Below are 17792 nucleotides of genomic sequence, written 5' to 3' on the forward strand. Positions count from 1 at the left end.
TAACCTACACATCCTTCTTCCTGTAAACGATGATATAGGCCTGTTCTCCATGTAACATTGGCGATTCTATATAAACATAAGTCCCATCATTTCTTTACGTATTTCTCTTATGATGGGACTTCCGCTAAGTTGTTTGTTTCAATAAACAGAAGCTGTTTTAAAGGCAGGGGGAGTTTTGTTTGCGTTGAGATCGCGATTACTCCTCATACAATCTTTCTGCATCAAGGCCTAGTGCAGAAATACAAGTCAAGATGTTGACAATTTGCATATTGATCCCTTTGAGGGAGACCAAATAGCCGTCAACATAGGGGGCAATTTGCCATTCATTGACGGAACTCAGGTCGTTCAATACTTCTTGAACTCTTTGCAGCTGTTGCTGCGTGGCGGTGCTGATTTCGAATTTTAAGCTGTCCATGATCGTGGTCCTCCTATTTAATATGTTATTGATGATAGCAATCTTGATGTTGTACGTCTGCTGATGCGAATGGAGATTCGCGACATTTAGCAGACATTTTATCGTTTTTGCTACCTACAATTTAACAATTAAATCACTGACTTACAAATCATTGTGAAAAAACCGTAATAAATACTGGTTTTAACGGCATTAACACGGTTTTTCAAATTACAGGGCAAACCAGTAGTTCATCTTGAGCATCAAGGTGTTTACACCTTGGAATCCGAACATGCGATCGATGTTGTTTCCCCAGGTTGGATAGTAGCGTGGATCCTGTCTGGAGCGATTATGTTCCCAGACCAAATAAACCGTCGAACCGGGCTTGTATTCCCATCGGGCGACGAGGTTCGATCGAAACTCATTGAAACTAAAGTTCGGATCTTTAAAACTAAAAGACTTCCCATCCTTTATTACCGCATAGTTTCCATCTCCTGCGCTTATCTCCTGTTCGGCGATGGCAGAGAATCGATCTTCGTAGTGATGCGATCGGGTATCCAATGCAGTTTTAAATCGATCATATTTTGCAGTCGAAGTAAACGGAGAACCATAGTATTGGATGGAAATATCCGGCGTCAGGTTCACTTGCATATTCATGGTGACACCATACGTACGTTGCTTCATTCGGCCCAAAACATATTCGGTGCTTTCCTCGTTCCCAGCACTAGCCTTTACCGTGTTCACATATTGTAGCTCGTCGCTATTGTTGGCATAGTTGAATTGTGTAGTCAGCTTTACGTGATTGCCGATTCGGAAAATAAAACTTGGCTGTAAGGTATTGTAAGCTGTTTTTTCTTCCATATAATGCCGTCCGTTGTAGAGAACCTTAAAAACGACCCGCTTGGCACGGTCGGTACTCAAATCGACATTTGTTTCGAAGTTAGATCCATAGCGCATATCGGGACCGCCGCGTAGCCTACGGCTATCTACTGTATTCCAGCTGAAGGTTTCTTTCACGTCCATTTCAAACCGATGGACGGTACTTAAGCTACGAAAGCGGACAGCGACATCGTTATTGATCGCCTGCCCTCCGAAATTCCAGATGTTCTTTTGGGTCAAATTGATGCCTGCAAATCGGAAAGGACCCCAAGGGTCGGTCTTGCGGAAGGCAACTTCCGATTCGTTCAGCATGTAATCCGACTCTTTGTTATAGCCCACGTCATTCAAGTCAAAACCCGGCGAAGACCAGTTAAAGGTTTGCGAATAATTCCATTGAGCATTCCCCTTTTTTCCCGCCTTCACATAACCTCCTGTACCGGCGAGCGTAGTCGCTGTAGGATCCAGATCCAGGTAATCTATACCCGATGCCCGATGATAATAATGTGTGGCATTGCGCTTTTTCATCAATATCGAGCTGGCGGAGCCGTTTAAGCTACTATACATCGCCTTAGCGTCGATATAATACAATCGCTTATTGAAATACTGGGTAAAGTCCAACCCTGCTGTAAAGGCGTTCTCTACGAGCGCCTCTTTTAAATGATCCTCATCCAGCTTCCGGTTCACGGAAGTAATCATTCCACCGAACAGCGTATTTCCGTCCCAGTTCTTCTGCAAGCGGGCGACAGTATAATTCGTTAGGGGTTCGGTCAGTTCCTCGCCGCGAATACCTTTTCTTGAGGTCTGAGACTGTGTTTTTGCCGTGATGCTTTCCAGTAAGCCTACAGTAAGCCCATTTTTGTTGGTCCCCGTCAGTTTTAGTGCCCCCAAAATAGGGATAAAGCCAGGTGTACTGGCGAAGTTCTCTACATTATCTATTCCTTGTGGTTTGTAAGATGGCATTGCACCGATACGACGCGAATAAAACATCATCCCCCGCTCGTTATTATCAAATTCTAGGATATGTTTCCCCTCCAAGAAAAATGGTCGTTTTTCATCATAGAAGACCTCATAGGCCGTCAAGTTCATAACCGAAGGGTCTAATTCCACCTGCCCGTAATCGGGATTGATCGTCATGTCGAAGGTATAATCGCTCAGGGAGAACTTCGCGTCCAGCCCCGCATTCAGGTGAAACTTCTGACCTTTCTGAAAAGGACTATTCGGAATCTTCGGTTCATTTACATATTTCGTCATCGCATAGGGCAGGAATTCGATGCCTCTCGGCTTCGGAAGATCCGTCATACCGTGCATCTCGCCGAAAGAAAAGACATGTCCGTTATTTTTAATAGGAATTAAGCTCCAGTTCTGCACCTCATTGTTTCTCCGGATAATTCGGCGAACATGCAGCCCCCATACACCATCTTCGTTTTCCTGATTGTAGCGAAGCTGGCTGAAGGGGATCCGCAGCTCTGCCGTCCAGGAAGAGTCCTGCATATTAATATGCGTCCTCCCCTCCCATACAGCATTCCAGCTAAGGTTTACCGATAGCTTGTCTGTTACCGTTAGATCCGTTTTATTACCGCCAAGATTGATATTGAATTCCGGCGCGACCCGGTAATCATGATAGGTATCAAAAGCAATACTGATCAAATCGCCATTGCTATTATCGTCGCGATTCCCTATAAACGCATTCATCGTCTCGGGATGCTCATCTTTGCAATACACACCTACATAAATATTCTGATCATCGTAAAATAGCTTAACGCGTGTCCAGGAATTCGTATGGACGCGCTCGAAAGGAATAACCTGTGAGAATTTCTCCGACCACATCCCCTGCTTCTGCCAAATATCCTCGTCTAGCTTTCCATCAATCTGGGGCTTTTGGTTTTCTATTTTGCTGATATTGTAGGTTCGTTTGTAGGCGTCTTCAAAAGTAACTACCTCTTTTCTTGGGTCCTGAGCCTTTGCTGTTGATGCTACGCAAACAAGCAACGAAAGGGCAATTCCCATTATTAAATTCTTCAAGGCGATCTAGGTTTTGTTGATGGTATCAAATGTATTAAAAAATACGCGCATGTTTCTATGGTAACAACAATGAGATAAAAAGCAGAGTACTACATTAAAATACCTTCTAAATCCCTCAACAAAGATGCCGACGAACAGGTATGCAAACGCTATGTAACTCAAGTTACCAACACTGTTCGTCTAAGCTGATATCTTTGAAATAAGAAGATTGATATTTTGTTGATAAAAGAAAGGACGAGGATATGAATTATTTAAGAAGTTGGAATGTGGTCAGGTTGCTCCGCTTGGTGATGGGTATAATCATTACTATTCAGGGAATTATGGCGTCACATTGGCTAATAGCAGGCTTAGGCGCACTTTTCACCCTACTGCCGATATTAAATATTAGCACTTGTTCTTCAGGTGCATGCGAAGTGCCAAGGAGAAAGCCTGTAACGAGCAAGCGAGAGCATGACCCTAGCATCTATGAAAAACTAAATTAAGTTGAACGAAGAAGCTGCCCAAATGGACAGCTTCTTCGTTCATTATGCCTTTATCGATGCTTTCATATAAGCTGGGCATGCATTCGATAATTATAAATATTAATACCCCGGATTCTGTGGCAACAAGTTTTGATTTCTGTTGATCTCATCCTGTGGCACTGGCAATAGCTTATGATGTTCTTTCACATTAGCCTGCTTTTCTAAAGCATCTGGTTTGGTAAAAGATTCCACTACGATATTCCAACGCTTGATATCATACCAACGCTTCCATTCGAATGCCAGTTCTACACGACGTTCTTCGCGAACTGCCGCCCTGAATTGTGCCTGTGTCATCCCCGCAGCATCGGCAGGATAAGCCTGTTGTCCTTGCGGTGTATAGCGCGCACGAGCCCTAACAGCATTCAGATAACTGTAAGCCTCAGCCGTAGGACCGCCTTTGCTCTCGTTGATTGCTTCCGCAGCCATCAATAGCACCTCCGCATAACGGAAGATAACGTGCTTGATATCCGAGTCTGCGCCATCAGCACCTGCATTATCGCCCGGAAACAAACACCACTTCGCGGTATGGATCTTAGGCCAACGGAACTTATTCCAAGGTGTCATCACCCCCTTAATTGGTGTTTCTAACAGGTAGCTAACCTTTTTGCGATAATCCTGATCGGAGAAACTGCTGAACATGCCATTGGACGGCACTAATACACTCCAACCCTGCATATCGGCATCACGAACGCCCGTCATTGGCGCCGTATAATCCACGTTCGAGCTGTTCTCTCCCGTGATACCACCCGCAAAGTCTGCTACCCATACATGCTCCGATTGATAACCTAGGTCTGCTTTCCATAGATCCTGGAAGTCTTTTACCAAAGCATAGTTATAAGAGCTCGCAGCCTTGATTACAGCGTCCGCCTCGGTCGCTGCCTCGGCCCACTTCCCTTGTATCATGTAAATTGACGCTAATAATGTCTGTGCTGAACCTTTTGAGGGTCTTGCACGATTATTACTCGCATACGTATTCGGTAGATTCGCCACCCCAAACTTACAATCTTCGATCATATGACCATACACTTCATCTGCCTTCGTTCTCGAGATGTCAGTTACTGTTGCTGGATCCGTAACACTAGCGCCCATATAAGGCACATCGCCAAACAACTGCACTAAATGCGAATAGAACAAGGCTCTCAATACCCTAGCTTCCGCAATAAGGGCATTTTTCTTCTTTTCATCCATCTGAACTTTCGGAATCCCGTCGATAGCCGCATTGGCAGCTCCAATTCCTAAGTAGGCTGTTCGCCATACCGCGAGGATATCCTGATTACTAGCATCATGACTAAAGTTATTGAGTTGGATACGACTGGATTGCGTACCGATATCAGCAATATCCATATCATCACCCAATAGTTGCAGCACCATCGTCAAACGTCGTCCATAACCATCTCCATTAGAAACTAAACTATATATACCCATCACCGCAGCCTCAGCATCGGCTTCTGTATTGAAATACTGTGAGGGAACTAATATGCTGGTCGGTTCTTCATCTAACTTCGTACAGGAAGCTGATACAACACATAACCCAGCGATAACAAAAAACTTAAATATCTTTTTCATAATTAATTGAGTCGAATTAAAATCTTGCATTAATACCAAAAGTGAAAGACTTGATGTTTGGATAGCCCATGTAGTCTAAACCGATGTTGCGGTTAGAATCCTGGAAGCTAACTTCAGGATCAAATCCCGAGTAATTGGTCCATGTCCAGATATTCTGTGCACTAGCAAATAAGCGCAATTGATCTATCCCGATTTTACCGATGGCAGTCTTCGGAACATTATAGCCCAAGGCTAAGTTCTTCAGACGTAGGTAAGAACCATCTTCAACCCAACGAGAGGATACTTCCGGGTTGTTAGAAGCACTCGCACGCGGCACATCTGTATTGGTATTTGTTGGTGTCCAGCGGTTTAATGCATCTTTCGTTGCATTTCCTTTACCTGCCATCCAGTCTAACTCCATACGTGTGATATTCAACATGTCATTACCGTAAGACCCTTGGAAAAAGATATTTAAATCAAAGTTCTTGTATTTGAAATCATTGTTGAAACCGAAGATAAAGTCCGGATGAGGATTACCGATGATTGTTCTATCATCTGCATTAATCTTGCCATCAGCTCCGGCTACTAGGTTATTAGAAGCATCACGACCAAAGATATCCTTATACTTTACGTCGCCCGGTTTTTTGCTAGGTTGCGGACTAAAGTCATCGCCTTGTTGGTATACTCCATCAAAAACCCAACCGTAAAACGCTCCTACCACTTCACCTTCGCGCAATATCTGCGAGTCGGTAGACAACATATGCCCAGGAATAGTATTATAACGAATATCGCCACCCGGCAATTGAAGAATTTTGTTTCTGTTGAAAGTGATATTGAAGTCGGTATTCCATTTCAATTCACGATCGATATTCGTTGTTCCTAATGCAAATTCCCATCCTTTGTTCTCTACACTCCCCACGTTTTGTAGAGAGCCTGTATATCCGGAATAAATTGGCAATGGAACAGAATACAGTAAGTCTATTGTTTTCTTGTAATAGTAATCTACTGTCAGGTTGATTTTATTATTTAAGAATCCGATGTCGATACCTGCATCTGTTTGTTTCGTCGTTTCCCAAGTTAAGTTCGGGTTGGCAACGTTCGTAGGACGAACAGCATTTACAGGTACTCCAGCCATAGTCGCTAAGGTTGCTGAATAGCGCGCTAAGGACTGATATGAACCGATCTCAGAGTTACCGGTCTCTCCGTAACTTGTTCTGATCTTTAAGTTGGAAATCGCTTCAACAGACTCCATGAAAGGCTCTTGGTTAACATTCCATGCAAAGGCTGCCGACGGGAAAAACGCCCATTTATTGTTTTCTCCAAATCGGGAGGAACCATCATAACGACCAGTTGCGGTGAACAGGTATCTTCCCAAGAGATTATAATTGATACGACCGTAGAAAGAAGACATGATCCAGTCCTCCAAATTCGAAGAGGCATTCTGATAATTAGAACCGGCGCCTAAATTCCAATAAGAGAAGCTGTCGGAGATAAAGTTCCTATTGTTTGCTTGCCATGACTCATTTCTCGAACTCTGATAAGAGTAACCAACCATCGCGTCTAAGTTATTCGCCTCGTTGATCTTCAGATTATAGTTCAAATAGTTCTCACTGATTACATTCGTATTTTTATGTGCTGCGATGGAGCCTATCCCTCCAAAGTTACGTCCCTCTACCAATCGTTTTGATACGTAATTACCGGTACGTTGGTTGCTAACCTGCAAACCTACCGTACTGCGGAAAATCAAATCCTTTAATAAGGTAAGCTCCAGATAGCCATTCCCTTGGAACAAGTCGGTTTTCACTTCATTCGCTCTTTCTCTAGCTGCAGCAACAGGGTTGTCATGCGGATCGCCGAACTTCTTTAAGGTATAGTTTCCTGCGTCGTCAAAGATGCCCTGCGTAGGCTCGAAGCGTAAAGCGCCGGAGATAACACCTGCAGCGGTCGTACCACTACTACTCTCTTGTGTTCTTACACCGTTTAATATGCTTCTGTTGAATAGCAAACGCGTTCCGATCTTAATGCGATCGTTGACCTTCATGTCCAAATTCGACGTACCTGAGAAACGACGGTAATCCGATTCAATAACAGTACCTTTTTGTCCGTAATGATTGACCGCAGTGTAGTATCGAATATTATCTGAGCCGCCGGATACCGATAATTGGTTGCTCAGAAGATTACCATTGCGGAAAACCAGATCCTGCCAATCTGTACCCTCGCCCAAAGATTCCGGATTAGGAAAAGGGATATTATTATTGCCACCATTCACATAAACATCATTAATATACGCCCCGAATTCCGATGCGTTCAACAGATCCAATCGCTTTCCGACTTGTTGCGTGGCGATAGAATTATTGAACTCGACCATAGGTTTTCCGATCTTACCCTTTTTCGTTGTAATCATGATAACCCCATTAGCACCACGGGAACCATATATTGCAGTTGCCGAGGCATCCTTCAGAATCTCGATCGACTCGACATCCTCAGGTGCAGGCGGAGTACTGCCCGGGAAACCATCCACTACATATAAAGGGTCAGAGCTAGCATTGATGGAAGTTCCTCCACGAACGCGAACGCGTGGCGCCCGCCCAGGCTCGCCATTGATACTGGACACCGATACCCCCGGAGCACGCCCCTGTAATGCCTGCGCTGTACCCGCCAGCGGGAAAGCATTGATTTTCTCCGAACCTACGGAAGAAACTGAACCCGTCAGGTCGCTCTTTTTCTGAGTACCATATCCGATTACGACAACCTGTTCGATATCTGTATCGGCAGAAGCCAAACTAACATTTACATTGCTTTGCCCGCGCAATGGAACCTCTTGTGTAGTGAAACCAACCATCGTAAAGACTAGTGTTGCATTCGGGTTATCCACCTGAACACTGAACTCACCGTTCGCATTGGTCGTCGTTCCTGATCCCGCTACCCCCTTCATCGTTACGGAAACCCCTTGCACCGGAGAGCCGCCATCTGTTACTCGCCCATTTACTGTTGATTGCTTAGAAATACTGTTGTGGATACTGCTCGTAGTTGAAGGAGCAAGCGCATGCGCTTGTGTACTGCCCATCACCAAAAAAGAGGCAATAATAGACAGAATCTTGCCATTCATCCTTCTAGACGCCAAACCATTGAGGCCCGGCCGTACATCATAATTTTTGTACATGATTTCTTGTTTAAAATGGTTAATTCATTAATAGTTTATATAGGTTATTTATTATTGTGTGGAGCCAGAATAACAAGACCCACAAAGCACACGGTGCCCCGCGGAACCCTGAAATCTAAAATCCAATACGTATATTTTTTACTTAAGTCCCCCTATGGTTAGTGTGGAGATCGACGATACCAATGTACGTCAAAAGTTTATAAAGGTTGAAGCCAAATAATCTTAATGATTAGCAAGCTATTTGGCGTCGATTATCTCTTTACCCGAACAATACACGCGGTAGAAATAATCATGTTCTCTCGCGAGAAGGTTATAAGGAAGCTTCAAGTTGATGATATAGCCTGAAGCTTCCAAGTTTATTAATCTTTAGTAAGGGTATTATCTACCCATCCAACCGCCATCTACGGTTAGGATAGTGCCATGCACATAATCTGCTGCCTTAGAAGCGAGGAATACCGCCGGACCTTTAAAGTCCTCCGCCTCTCCCCAGCGACCCGCAGGAATGCGATCTAGGATCGATGCCGAACGGTTAGCATCATTGCGCAAAGCTTCGGTATTATCGGTCGCAATGTATCCCGGGGCTATTGCATTGACATTTACGCCTTTGCTTGCCCATTCGTTGGCAAATGCTTTCGTAAGCGAAGCAATTGCTCCCTTCGACGCCGCATAGCCAGGCACATTGATACCACCCTGGAAAGAAAGTAGAGAAGCCGTAAATACAATCTTGCCGGAACCTCTAGCAACCATATCCTTACCTATTTCACGCGTCAGGATAAACTGCGCATTCTGGTTGATTTCAATGATTTCATCCCAATACTCATCCGGATGTTCTGCCGCAGGCTTGCGCAGGATATTTCCCGCATTGTTAAACAAAATATCAATAGTAGGATGATTTTGCTTGACCTGCTTGATGAACGCATAAAGCGACTCTCTGTTCGCAAAATCACATTGGTAGGCGTAAAACTTTCTTCCCAAGCTCTCGATAGACTTTTGCACCGCCGAACCTTCCAATTCCAAAGTTGCCGAAACACCGATGATATCCGCTCCTGCCTCCGCTAATCCCTCAGCCATAGCCTTCCCGATACCACGTTTACAACCCGTAACGATCGCTACTTTGCCCTTTAAATCAAACGTATTCAAAACACTCATTATTTCTTATTTTAAAACTACCTTCAAAGGTTTCTTTAATTTATTCTTATACTCCTCAACCGCTTTATTCCAAGCCGCTCCATTGGTTATTTTCCCAGCACGATCCCATGCCGCTCCATTGTAGTAAACGAAGTCATCGCCGCTCTTTGCCGAGCTGATCAGCAGAGCTTGCTCCGGTAGGTTATTATCGTACTTAACCTTCTGATTAGGCACGATGACCGCCACACCCGTACGACCACTAGCATTGATCTCCGGCTCCCAGTAGACTAAGGAATTATTCCCTTTCCCTAATGTTAATAAAGGATTCTCTTCCTTTCTTTTCACTACACCGATAGCAATAGGCGTCGCTTTATTAGTCGAATTATTTACATGCAAGGCAATCTTGTTGAAATGACTTCCCGCATCCAAACTAATAGTTTTGCTTAGTGTAATCTGTTGTCCGTCGACCTCCTCAGGATCAAATTCTAAACGGAAGGTTGTGCGCAGCGGCCCATTGTCCAATACTTGATACCGACGGTAATGTTTCGTGTATTTCAACGCATCGTTAAAGTACAAAGCAACATCTCCCGCTCCTAGCGTTTGTCCTACTGAATAGTAGTCCATTCCTTCCCCGTGGTCCTTATGATAGTCATCGGTTTTATACCATTTATTGATGACAAGCTGATCGGTGCGTTTCGCCCAGTAATCCATTCCCTGCGCATCATCTTTGCGGCCCTCGAGCGCCTTACCATACATTCGGAATGCTACTACATCATTTTCCCATGCAAAATCGTCAAACCGTTCAGGAACATAGCGTGCATAGGTTTTCGACGCAACAGCAGTCGGCTTACCCTCAGCAACCGTCAATGTAACGCGTTCCTTCGGCGCTAAAGCAACCTGTACCAATACGTTCACTGGCGTTTGGCCACCTAATCGCTCGATTTGGTGAGGCAAGGTATTTCCATTGGCATCCTTCACCGTAAAAAGAGTATCCAATTTAAAGTGCTCCTGAAAGCTCGCATAAGGAATAGAAATCAATTCCTGCCGGCTCAGGTTACTAGGGTTCGACAGCAGGATATGCTGCTGGGCATAGCTGTTGTAAACAGCCCCAGCACTCATTAAGCATAGGAAAAGTAATTTTTTCATATTATCTCAGTTCTGTAATTGGACTCTTGTCCATATCGTCATAATCCATATTCTCGCCTGCCATACCCCAAATAAACGTATAATTGCTGGTACCTGCACCCGAGTGGATAGACCAGGGTGGAGAGATAACCGCCTGTTCGTTCTGCATCCAAATATGACGTGTTTCGTCAACTGGCCCCATAAAATGAGATACAGACTGACCTTCCGGAAGATCAAAATAGAAATACACTTCCATTCTTCTGTCGTGGGTATGCGCTGGCATGGTGTTCCACACGGAACCTGGCTTCAATTCAGTCATCCCCATTTGCAGTTGGCAAGTTTCGATAACTGTATGCAGCAACATTTGATTGATTACGCGGTGATTGGAAGTCTCCAATGCACCCAATTCAATTTTATTCGCCTGTTCTTTTGTTACTTTCTTCGTCGGATAGCTATGGTGGGCTGGTGTAGAGTTCAGATAAAATTTTGCAGGCTCTGCCGCATTCTTACTGCTGAAATAAACCTCCTTCACACCTTTGCCTATATATAAGGCCTCCTTGGTTCCTAAGTCAATTTGTTCGCCGTCCACTTCTACTGTGCCTGCCCCACCTACATTGATGATTCCTAATTCGCGACGGCTTAAGAAGAACTCCTCTTTTAAAAGAGGTTCAATCGTTTCAAGCTTTAACTTCTGGTCGACCGGCATAGCACCCCCCGCCATGTAACGGTCAAAATGTGTGTAAACAAAGTGAATGCGATCATTCCAAAATAACCTGTCGATCAAAAAGTTCTCACGCAGTCCTTTTGTGTCTAAAGTTTTGGTTTCATTTGGTCCAATAGCATACCGGCTTTCAAAGGTAGTTTCCATAACATAGTTTGTTTAATTTGATTAATATAGGACTAACAATTAGCGATAAGCCCTTTTATCTGCGAAATCGATTTCGACTAAGTCCGTAATTTTATCAGATAGCATCTCCTTTCCTCCCCGCAGCCCTCAGGTACACTTGGCGCTACGTATTGCCTGTATTGTTAGCTCCGATAAATCTTCGAAAACGATAGCGTAACTAAAGTTTTCAAATACGAGAGATATTTAATAAAATTGGGAATATTATAAACGCTATACCAGTAGGTCGGTCTGACAGCACAACCCAAAACCTAACAATCAAACGGTTCCTGCTCAGTTTTGCCTAAAGCACTTAACCAAGATCATAAACTAATGAACGAACAGAAAGCAGGAAAATATAGGTGGACCATTTGTGCGTTGCTATTTTTCGCCACAACGATCAATTACTTGGACAGGCAAGTGTTATCGCTTACCTGGAAAGACTTTATCTCGCCAGAATTTCATTGGACAAATAATGATTACGGACTTATAACCGCCCTATTCTCCATATTCTACGCCGTAGGGATGCTCTTTGCTGGTCGCTTTGTCGATTGGATGGACACCAAGAAAGGTTTTCTATGGGCTATAGGCGTATGGTCGGTCGGTGCAATTCTTCATGCTTACTGTGGTATTGCGACTTCGGGCATCCTCGCCGGCGAATGGTTCGTTGGTTTTGAAGGTGCGAAAGAGGCTATTGCCAATGTGCATGATGTTGCGCGTGTAGTCAATGTGTCTGTGGTACTCTTCATCTTCGCCCGATTCGTGTTAGCAATCGGTGAAGCCGGAAACTTCCCTGCCGCGATTAAAACGACAGCAGAATATTTCCCGAAAAAAGATAGAGCGTTAGCAACTAGTATTTTCAATGCAGGTTCGACCATCGGAGCACTTGCAGCCCCTCTTTCTATCCCCGTTATCGCAAAATGGTATGGCTGGGAAATGTCTTTTATTATTATCGGTGCGCTCGGATTTGTATGGATGGGCTTCTGGATATACATGTATGATAAGCCCGAGGTACACCCTAAGGTAAACGAAGCAGAATTAGAATATATACAGCAGGATGATATTTTGGAAGCGCAGCAAGCAACGAATGCGGATGTGGTTCCGACCGGTAAAGTAACAATCATGAACTGTTTGAAACATAAGCAAACCTGGGCATTCGCTATTGGTAAGTTTATGACAGATGGCGTATGGTGGTTCTACCTGTTCTGGATGCCGGCTTACTTAAGTTCGGTATATGGCATCAAATCGTCTGATTTGAACGGTCAGTTAGCACTTTTCGTTCTCTATAGCATCACGATGCTGTCCATTATTGGTGGCTGGCTCCCTTCTTATTTCATCAATAAAGGGATGGATGCCTATGCCGGACGTATGCGCGCCATGTTGATCTTTGCTTTCTTCCCTTTATTGGTATTGCTTGCACAGCCATACGGACACGTGTCGTTCTGGGTACCTGTTCTATTAATTGGTGTTGGCGCAGCAGCTCACCAGTCATGGTCGGCAAATATCTTCTCGACTGTGGGCGATATGTTCCCTAAAAAAGCGATTGCAACGGTTACGGGAATTGGCGGACTAGCGGGTGGATTGGGCTCGTTTTTTATTAATATCTATTCAGGAAAGCTGTTTGACCATGCCGAAACCAACTGGAGCCAAGTCAATGGCGAAAACCTGGTTACTCGATTTCCGGAGCTGGCTAATGTAGAGACGAAGAAGGCTTTCTTTGAGCAGAACGGTGTAGCCAATATTGAAGAATTCTTAAAACAGCTAGCTGCGCAGGGCCAGACGGTAGTAAATGGGATTGACAAAGGGTATATGATTATATTTACCTTTTGCGCTGTTGCATACCTGATTGCCTGGTGTATTATGAAAATATTAGTACCGAGAATGAAACCTGTTAAGCTTTAGAAGAGCGGCGCGGGATAATCGTGGTATCCAGTATGGTCGTGTCGAAATCAACTTGAGAGCGGTTTTTCGACTCGACCAATTCTATTAATTTCTCCACCCCCTTATAGCCAATATCGAATGCAGGCTGAATAATCGTCGATAAAGACGGATTGAGCGACTCGGCGACCTCCGTATTTGCAAATCCAATAACCGCAACCTGCTCCGGAACGGAAACACCCAATTTGGAAAGAATACCCAAGGCGCTAACGGTTAGCGTATCTGTCGTACCCAATAATCCGATTGGATCTTTGTGCTCTTGCAATTTCTTTGCTAGTATATTGGTCAGATTTTTTATCAGATCTTCGCGAGATTGTCCGTAGTCGACTTGGATAATATTTTCTACCTTATCCGGTAAGTAATTAGCCAATAACGCCTTTCTGTAACCTGCAATTCGCTTCTGGCTGACACCAATATTCATCCCACAGAGCACGACAATATCCTTTCTGCCCATATCGATAAGATGCTGTGTAGCGTCGAAAGCACCCTTTTCATTATTGACACCAATTTTGAAGGTATCCAGCTCAAAGTCGATACGATCCACCAAAACAAGAGGACAGTTCTGATGAAACTGCTTGAGATATTTCAGGTCGCTGTTTGCGGATGGCGTGATGATGACGCCGTCAATATTTTGTTGATGTAATGTGCGTAAAGAGTCTCGCTCCAAATCGGCATTCTCCCTGCTTTGCATGAAAACCAGCTTATAGTTACGCTCATAGGCCGCCTGTTGGGCGCCCTCCAAAATCTGCGACTGAAAAGGATTTGCCAGATAGGGAATAATGACCGCGATGGTATTGCTACGCCCTGTTTTGAGGCTTTTCGCCAGGATGTTTGGTCTATAGTCATATTCATCAGCCATGTCACGAACGCGTTGTTTCGTTTCATCACTAATTTCAAAACTGTCGTTCAAGGCTTTCGATACTGTAGATACCGAAATCCCCAACTTTTTAGCCAACTCCTTTAGGGTAATATTACTCATCGTCGCTTTCTTCCTGTTATATCGTTTCTAGTGCGCTGATCGAACAAGGACTATGAACAAGTCTTCTGGTTTTTACAGCGAATCTCCTCCGACTAAAATAGGAAATATATTTCTATAAAGGCAATGGATGAAATGTGGACCGCAATAGGCGTCTATTCGCTTACGCTCTTCTTCAACCCTTCGAGGAGAATGCGACAGCTTAAACCCGTTACTCTCCCCTTTCAAACCCAATGCAGAACCCTTTCAGACCCGTTATAGAACGGGTATGCATTGGGTTTGAAAAGGACTTGATTAGTAAGTGAGTAGAACGTGTTGTTAAGAAGAATCCCATCATTTTAGAAGGGACTGAATTCAAGTTATTTAAAATGTTCGGACGAGTGAAATATTTGCTTAGGCTTTATCTGACAATATAGTCTATATTATTTTCTTTAGCAAAAACACTAGCTACTGCGACCATATTATTTTGCTTCGATAGCATTTCAGTTTCCGTTGCAGTAAACATTTGATCGATTGCGATTTTTACCTCCTCCGGAGATTTTCCGGCGTCGATCATTTCTGCAATACGTAGATATTCTTTCTCAAAAAGGTGTTTACCAGTCTCCATGTAATCCAATGAGGTGCTAATCAATTCTTGAGAATCTTTCGCTTGTTTAAGGTCCTTAACTTTCTCGATGGCCTCATTCAGCGGAGCAATTGTTCTAGAGCTGACGTATTCCTTAGCGCTCGTTGGCAGGTTGTTTTTTGCTTTCTGTTCCAGGATTTCACTAAAATATATGGGCCGATAGGCCGACGAAACTAGGTTGGCATTCAATGCTGTCCGTTGAAAAATCTGTTCTTTCGTTGGCGATGAACAGGCGAAGAATAAGACGGGTAGTAAAAGGAGTGGCAATAATTTCAGGAGATGTTTCATGCTGTTGTTTGTTTTCGGTTGGTGATGCGCTTTTAAAAGAGTATGATTGGTGTTGTTTTTTGAGGCTGCAATTTTCTAGCCAAAAGATAGGGTTTTAGGATTTTTCCCATTAAAAATCGGAAGAAACATTTTTTTAGTTGTTTAGTAAACAATTGAATTCCACAATTCCAACATGCCTCAGGGACTCTCGTGAATTTTGTTCTTATCCTAGCTTTTCGTTAATTTAGACAATTAATTAATTTGATATTCTTTCTGATATAACGAAACGCATCTAGCAATTGTTTTTTACGAAAATTTCACCATATTAACCTCTTTAAAAGAAATATTGTTGATGTTAACAAATTTATCAAAGCTATTTAAGACTTTTTATCTCCTAACTTTACGATTTTAGCAATAATGTCAAACGAAGAATCTCATTCCTATAACCAATTGTTGGAAGCTATCAGTGATGGTAATGAGCGTGCCTTTTCGTTGTTTTATGATTTATTCGCTACCGAACTATCCAGGCATATCCTTTCAAAGGTCAACGACCATGAAGTTGCGGAAGATATCCTGCATGATCTTTTTCTCTCACTTTGGAAAAACAGAAGTCGATTGACGGAAATTAAGTCGGTGCCTGCATATCTATATTCTTCCTGTCGATACCTCATATTGGCCTTTTACAGAAAGCGAGATCGAACAAATACGATGCAGTTGGACCTTACTTCTATTGATGTTTTAGATGATGATATTCCAATTGAAGACCGTCTTTATTATCGCTATACACTGGATATTATTGAGAGTGAGATCGAAAATTTACCGACGAAATGCAGGCAAATTTTCAAAATGAGTCGAATAGAACATCTTAGTAATAAGGATATAGCAGAAAAACTGTCCATAGCTGAATCGACTGTGGAAAAACACATCAATAAGGCTATCAGCCGATTACGTAAATTTTCAAGACCTTATTTACTTTTTTTATAATTTTTTTAAAAAAAGAATAGAAGCTACCCACCTTTTCTATCACTTGGTATATACAGGATACCGATATTAAATCGTCATGCAGAAAAACCAACTACCAAAAGAGACTTTAGATTTCTTAAAAGGCACCTCGAGCAAAGAAGAGGATGCTCGAGTTATTGCTTGGTACGATCAATTGGATTTTACGCAGCAAAATACCGATGAATTGGTCAATCAAATTAGCTCTAGATCAAAAGAAAAGATATTTCAGAAGATCGGAAAAGAGAAAAATCGGGCTTCTATTTATTCTTGGTCGCGACTGGTAGCTGCAGCTGTATTGCTAATTGTTGGATTTTTTGCGTGGAAGACTATTTCTCGATCCAATAACCTATCTCAGGATGCAACGGAGTCCCAACTCGCCATGATCAAGCCTGCCAGAGAACGTGCAATCATAACCCTAGAGACAGGCGAAGAAATTAATTTAGATAATTTAAAGATTAACGAATCGATACAAATTGGTGATATCACCGTTGTTAAAAATAGTCAGGGACAAGTATCCTATATCAACAGTAAAACTGGGGAACCGCAGATGAATTCGATTCGTATTCCGAAAGCATCCATATATACCGTCACGTTAAGCGATGGAAGTAAAGTGACTTTGAACTCGGAATCTAAACTTACTTACCCCAGCGTATTTAAGAATGGTGATAGAACAGTGGTACTAGAGGGCGAAGGATATTTTGAGATCGAACATACGCCGAACAAAGATCGATTCATCGTACAAACTGAACAGCAAGAAGTGGAAGTTTTGGGGACAAAATTCAATATCAAAGCCTTCGACAGAGAGAACACAACTTTTACTACACTTGCCTCGGGATCCGTCAAGGTCAATAGCCGATCAAAACCTGAACATCAAGTAATAAAACCTGGACAACAGGCGTATTCCGCACGGAATGGAAGCCTCGCTATTCAAGCTGTTGACTTAGAAAAGGTACTTGGCTGGACGAATGGTCAATTCATTTTTGACGGCACGAACAACAAGGAAACTTTCGATGAAATCGCTCGTTGGTATGATGTGGATATTCAGCATCAAGCAAACAGCAGAAATAACGAGTATATCGGTAAGATTCCACGTCACCTCACATTAGACAAATTAATCAGTTTAATGAACTATGCGGAAATAGACATTCAAGCAAGAATCGATAAGAATAATCGAATTAAATTATTGATAAACTAATAACAAAACCAAAAATGACCATTATGATAGAAAAACAAAACAGCAGCTAATCGCTCATCTAGTCCATAAAAAAACGAACCCTGTTGGCGCAGGATTCGTAAAATTCTATGGCTGAATAATGAGGTTAAAAAA

Annotated in this window: 13 protein-coding genes; 4 read left to right on the forward strand and 9 right to left on the reverse strand. The window is 43.1% G+C overall.

Annotated features, from left to right (window positions below):
- Positions 1 to 196 precede the first annotated feature (196 nt).
- Positions 197 to 415, reverse strand: a complete 219-nt coding sequence (locus QYC40_RS16325) for a hypothetical protein (RefSeq protein ID WP_301991246.1) — start codon at positions 413 to 415, stop codon at positions 197 to 199.
- A gap of 207 nt (positions 416 to 622) precedes the next feature.
- Positions 623 to 3292, reverse strand: a complete 2670-nt coding sequence (locus tag QYC40_RS16330; RefSeq protein WP_301991248.1) for a DUF5916 domain-containing protein — start codon at positions 3290 to 3292, stop codon at positions 623 to 625.
- Positions 3293 to 3534: 242 nt separating this feature from the next.
- Between QYC40_RS16330 and QYC40_RS16335 the strand changes: the two genes are divergently transcribed.
- Positions 3535 to 3774: a hypothetical protein gene (locus tag QYC40_RS16335; protein WP_301991249.1), complete on the forward strand. Its 240-nt coding sequence runs from the start codon at positions 3535 to 3537 to the stop codon at positions 3772 to 3774.
- Between the two features lie 99 nt (positions 3775 to 3873).
- On the opposite strand, the gene QYC40_RS16340 is transcribed toward QYC40_RS16335, so the two are convergent.
- The 5 genes from QYC40_RS16340 to kduI form a co-directional block, all read right to left on the reverse strand.
- Positions 3874 to 5379: a RagB/SusD family nutrient uptake outer membrane protein gene (locus QYC40_RS16340; RefSeq protein ID WP_301991250.1), complete on the reverse strand. Its 1506-nt coding sequence runs from the start codon at positions 5377 to 5379 to the stop codon at positions 3874 to 3876.
- A gap of 16 nt (positions 5380 to 5395) precedes the next feature.
- On the reverse strand, positions 5396 to 8521 hold the full coding sequence (locus QYC40_RS16345) for a TonB-dependent receptor (RefSeq protein WP_301991251.1): 3126 nt from the start codon (positions 8519 to 8521) through the stop codon (positions 5396 to 5398).
- Positions 8522 to 8899: 378 nt separating this feature from the next.
- A complete protein-coding gene (locus QYC40_RS16350) occupies positions 8900 to 9670 on the reverse strand; it encodes an SDR family NAD(P)-dependent oxidoreductase (RefSeq protein WP_301991252.1) in 771 nt (256 codons plus the stop codon).
- Positions 9671 to 9676: 6 nt separating this feature from the next.
- Positions 9677 to 10795 (reverse strand): DUF4861 family protein, encoded by a 1119-nt coding sequence (locus QYC40_RS16355; protein WP_301991254.1) that lies wholly within the window; start codon positions 10793 to 10795, stop codon positions 9677 to 9679.
- A gap of 1 nt (position 10796) precedes the next feature.
- The gene (gene kduI / locus QYC40_RS16360; RefSeq protein WP_301991255.1) at positions 10797 to 11642 is read right to left on the reverse strand and encodes a 5-dehydro-4-deoxy-D-glucuronate isomerase; all 846 of its coding nucleotides are present in this window, start codon (positions 11640 to 11642) and stop codon (positions 10797 to 10799) included.
- A 348-nt stretch (positions 11643 to 11990) separates the two neighbouring features.
- Here kduI and QYC40_RS16365 point away from each other — a divergent pair, with 348 nt between their 5' ends.
- Positions 11991 to 13559 carry an MFS transporter gene (locus QYC40_RS16365; RefSeq protein ID WP_301991256.1) on the forward strand — a complete coding sequence of 523 codons (1569 nt, stop codon included), beginning with the start codon at positions 11991 to 11993 and terminating at the stop codon, positions 13557 to 13559.
- Here the strand turns inward: QYC40_RS16365 and QYC40_RS16370 are convergent.
- On the reverse strand, positions 13549 to 14574 hold the full coding sequence (locus tag QYC40_RS16370; protein WP_301991257.1) for a LacI family DNA-binding transcriptional regulator: 1026 nt from the start codon (positions 14572 to 14574) through the stop codon (positions 13549 to 13551). The two genes, QYC40_RS16365 and QYC40_RS16370, sit on opposite strands and share 11 nt — an antisense overlap.
- A gap of 397 nt (positions 14575 to 14971) precedes the next feature.
- Positions 14972 to 15484, reverse strand: a complete 513-nt coding sequence (locus QYC40_RS16375; protein WP_301991258.1) for a hypothetical protein — start codon at positions 15482 to 15484, stop codon at positions 14972 to 14974.
- 396 nt (positions 15485 to 15880) lie between these two features.
- On the opposite strand from QYC40_RS16375, the gene QYC40_RS16380 reads away from it, so the two are divergent.
- Complete coding sequence (locus QYC40_RS16380; RefSeq protein ID WP_301991259.1) at positions 15881 to 16447, forward strand: RNA polymerase sigma factor; 567 nt, start codon at positions 15881 to 15883, stop codon at positions 16445 to 16447.
- 76 nt (positions 16448 to 16523) lie between these two features.
- Complete coding sequence (locus QYC40_RS16385; RefSeq protein WP_301991260.1) at positions 16524 to 17660, forward strand: FecR family protein; 1137 nt, start codon at positions 16524 to 16526, stop codon at positions 17658 to 17660.
- Positions 17661 to 17792: the final 132 nt, after the last annotated feature.

It is taken from the genome of Sphingobacterium sp. BN32 (genome assembly GCF_030503615.1).
Taxonomy (GTDB): domain Bacteria; phylum Bacteroidota; class Bacteroidia; order Sphingobacteriales; family Sphingobacteriaceae; genus Sphingobacterium.

Excerpts from the sequence above, each read along its gene's own strand:
- QYC40_RS16325 (WP_301991246.1), bottom strand. The coding sequence starts at position 415 with ATGGACAGCTTAAAATTCGAAATCAGCACCGCCACGCAGCAACAGCTG.
- QYC40_RS16335 (WP_301991249.1), top strand. The coding sequence starts at position 3,535 with ATGAATTATTTAAGAAGTTGGAATGTGGTCAGGTTGCTCCGCTTGGTG.
- QYC40_RS16340 (WP_301991250.1), bottom strand. The coding sequence starts at position 5,379 with ATGAAAAAGATATTTAAGTTTTTTGTTATCGCTGGGTTATGTGTTGTA.
- QYC40_RS16345 (WP_301991251.1), bottom strand. The coding sequence starts at position 8,521 with ATGTACAAAAATTATGATGTACGGCCGGGCCTCAATGGTTTGGCGTCT.
- QYC40_RS16350 (WP_301991252.1), bottom strand. The coding sequence starts at position 9,670 with ATGAGTGTTTTGAATACGTTTGATTTAAAGGGCAAAGTAGCGATCGTT.
- QYC40_RS16355 (WP_301991254.1), bottom strand. The coding sequence starts at position 10,795 with ATGAAAAAATTACTTTTCCTATGCTTAATGAGTGCTGGGGCTGTTTAC.
- kduI (WP_301991255.1), bottom strand. The coding sequence starts at position 11,642 with ATGGAAACTACCTTTGAAAGCCGGTATGCTATTGGACCAAATGAAACC.
- QYC40_RS16365 (WP_301991256.1), top strand. The coding sequence starts at position 11,991 with ATGAACGAACAGAAAGCAGGAAAATATAGGTGGACCATTTGTGCGTTG.
- QYC40_RS16370 (WP_301991257.1), bottom strand. The coding sequence starts at position 14,574 with ATGAGTAATATTACCCTAAAGGAGTTGGCTAAAAAGTTGGGGATTTCG.
- QYC40_RS16375 (WP_301991258.1), bottom strand. The coding sequence starts at position 15,484 with ATGAAACATCTCCTGAAATTATTGCCACTCCTTTTACTACCCGTCTTA.
- QYC40_RS16380 (WP_301991259.1), top strand. The coding sequence starts at position 15,881 with ATGTCAAACGAAGAATCTCATTCCTATAACCAATTGTTGGAAGCTATC.
- QYC40_RS16385 (WP_301991260.1), top strand. The coding sequence starts at position 16,524 with ATGCAGAAAAACCAACTACCAAAAGAGACTTTAGATTTCTTAAAAGGC.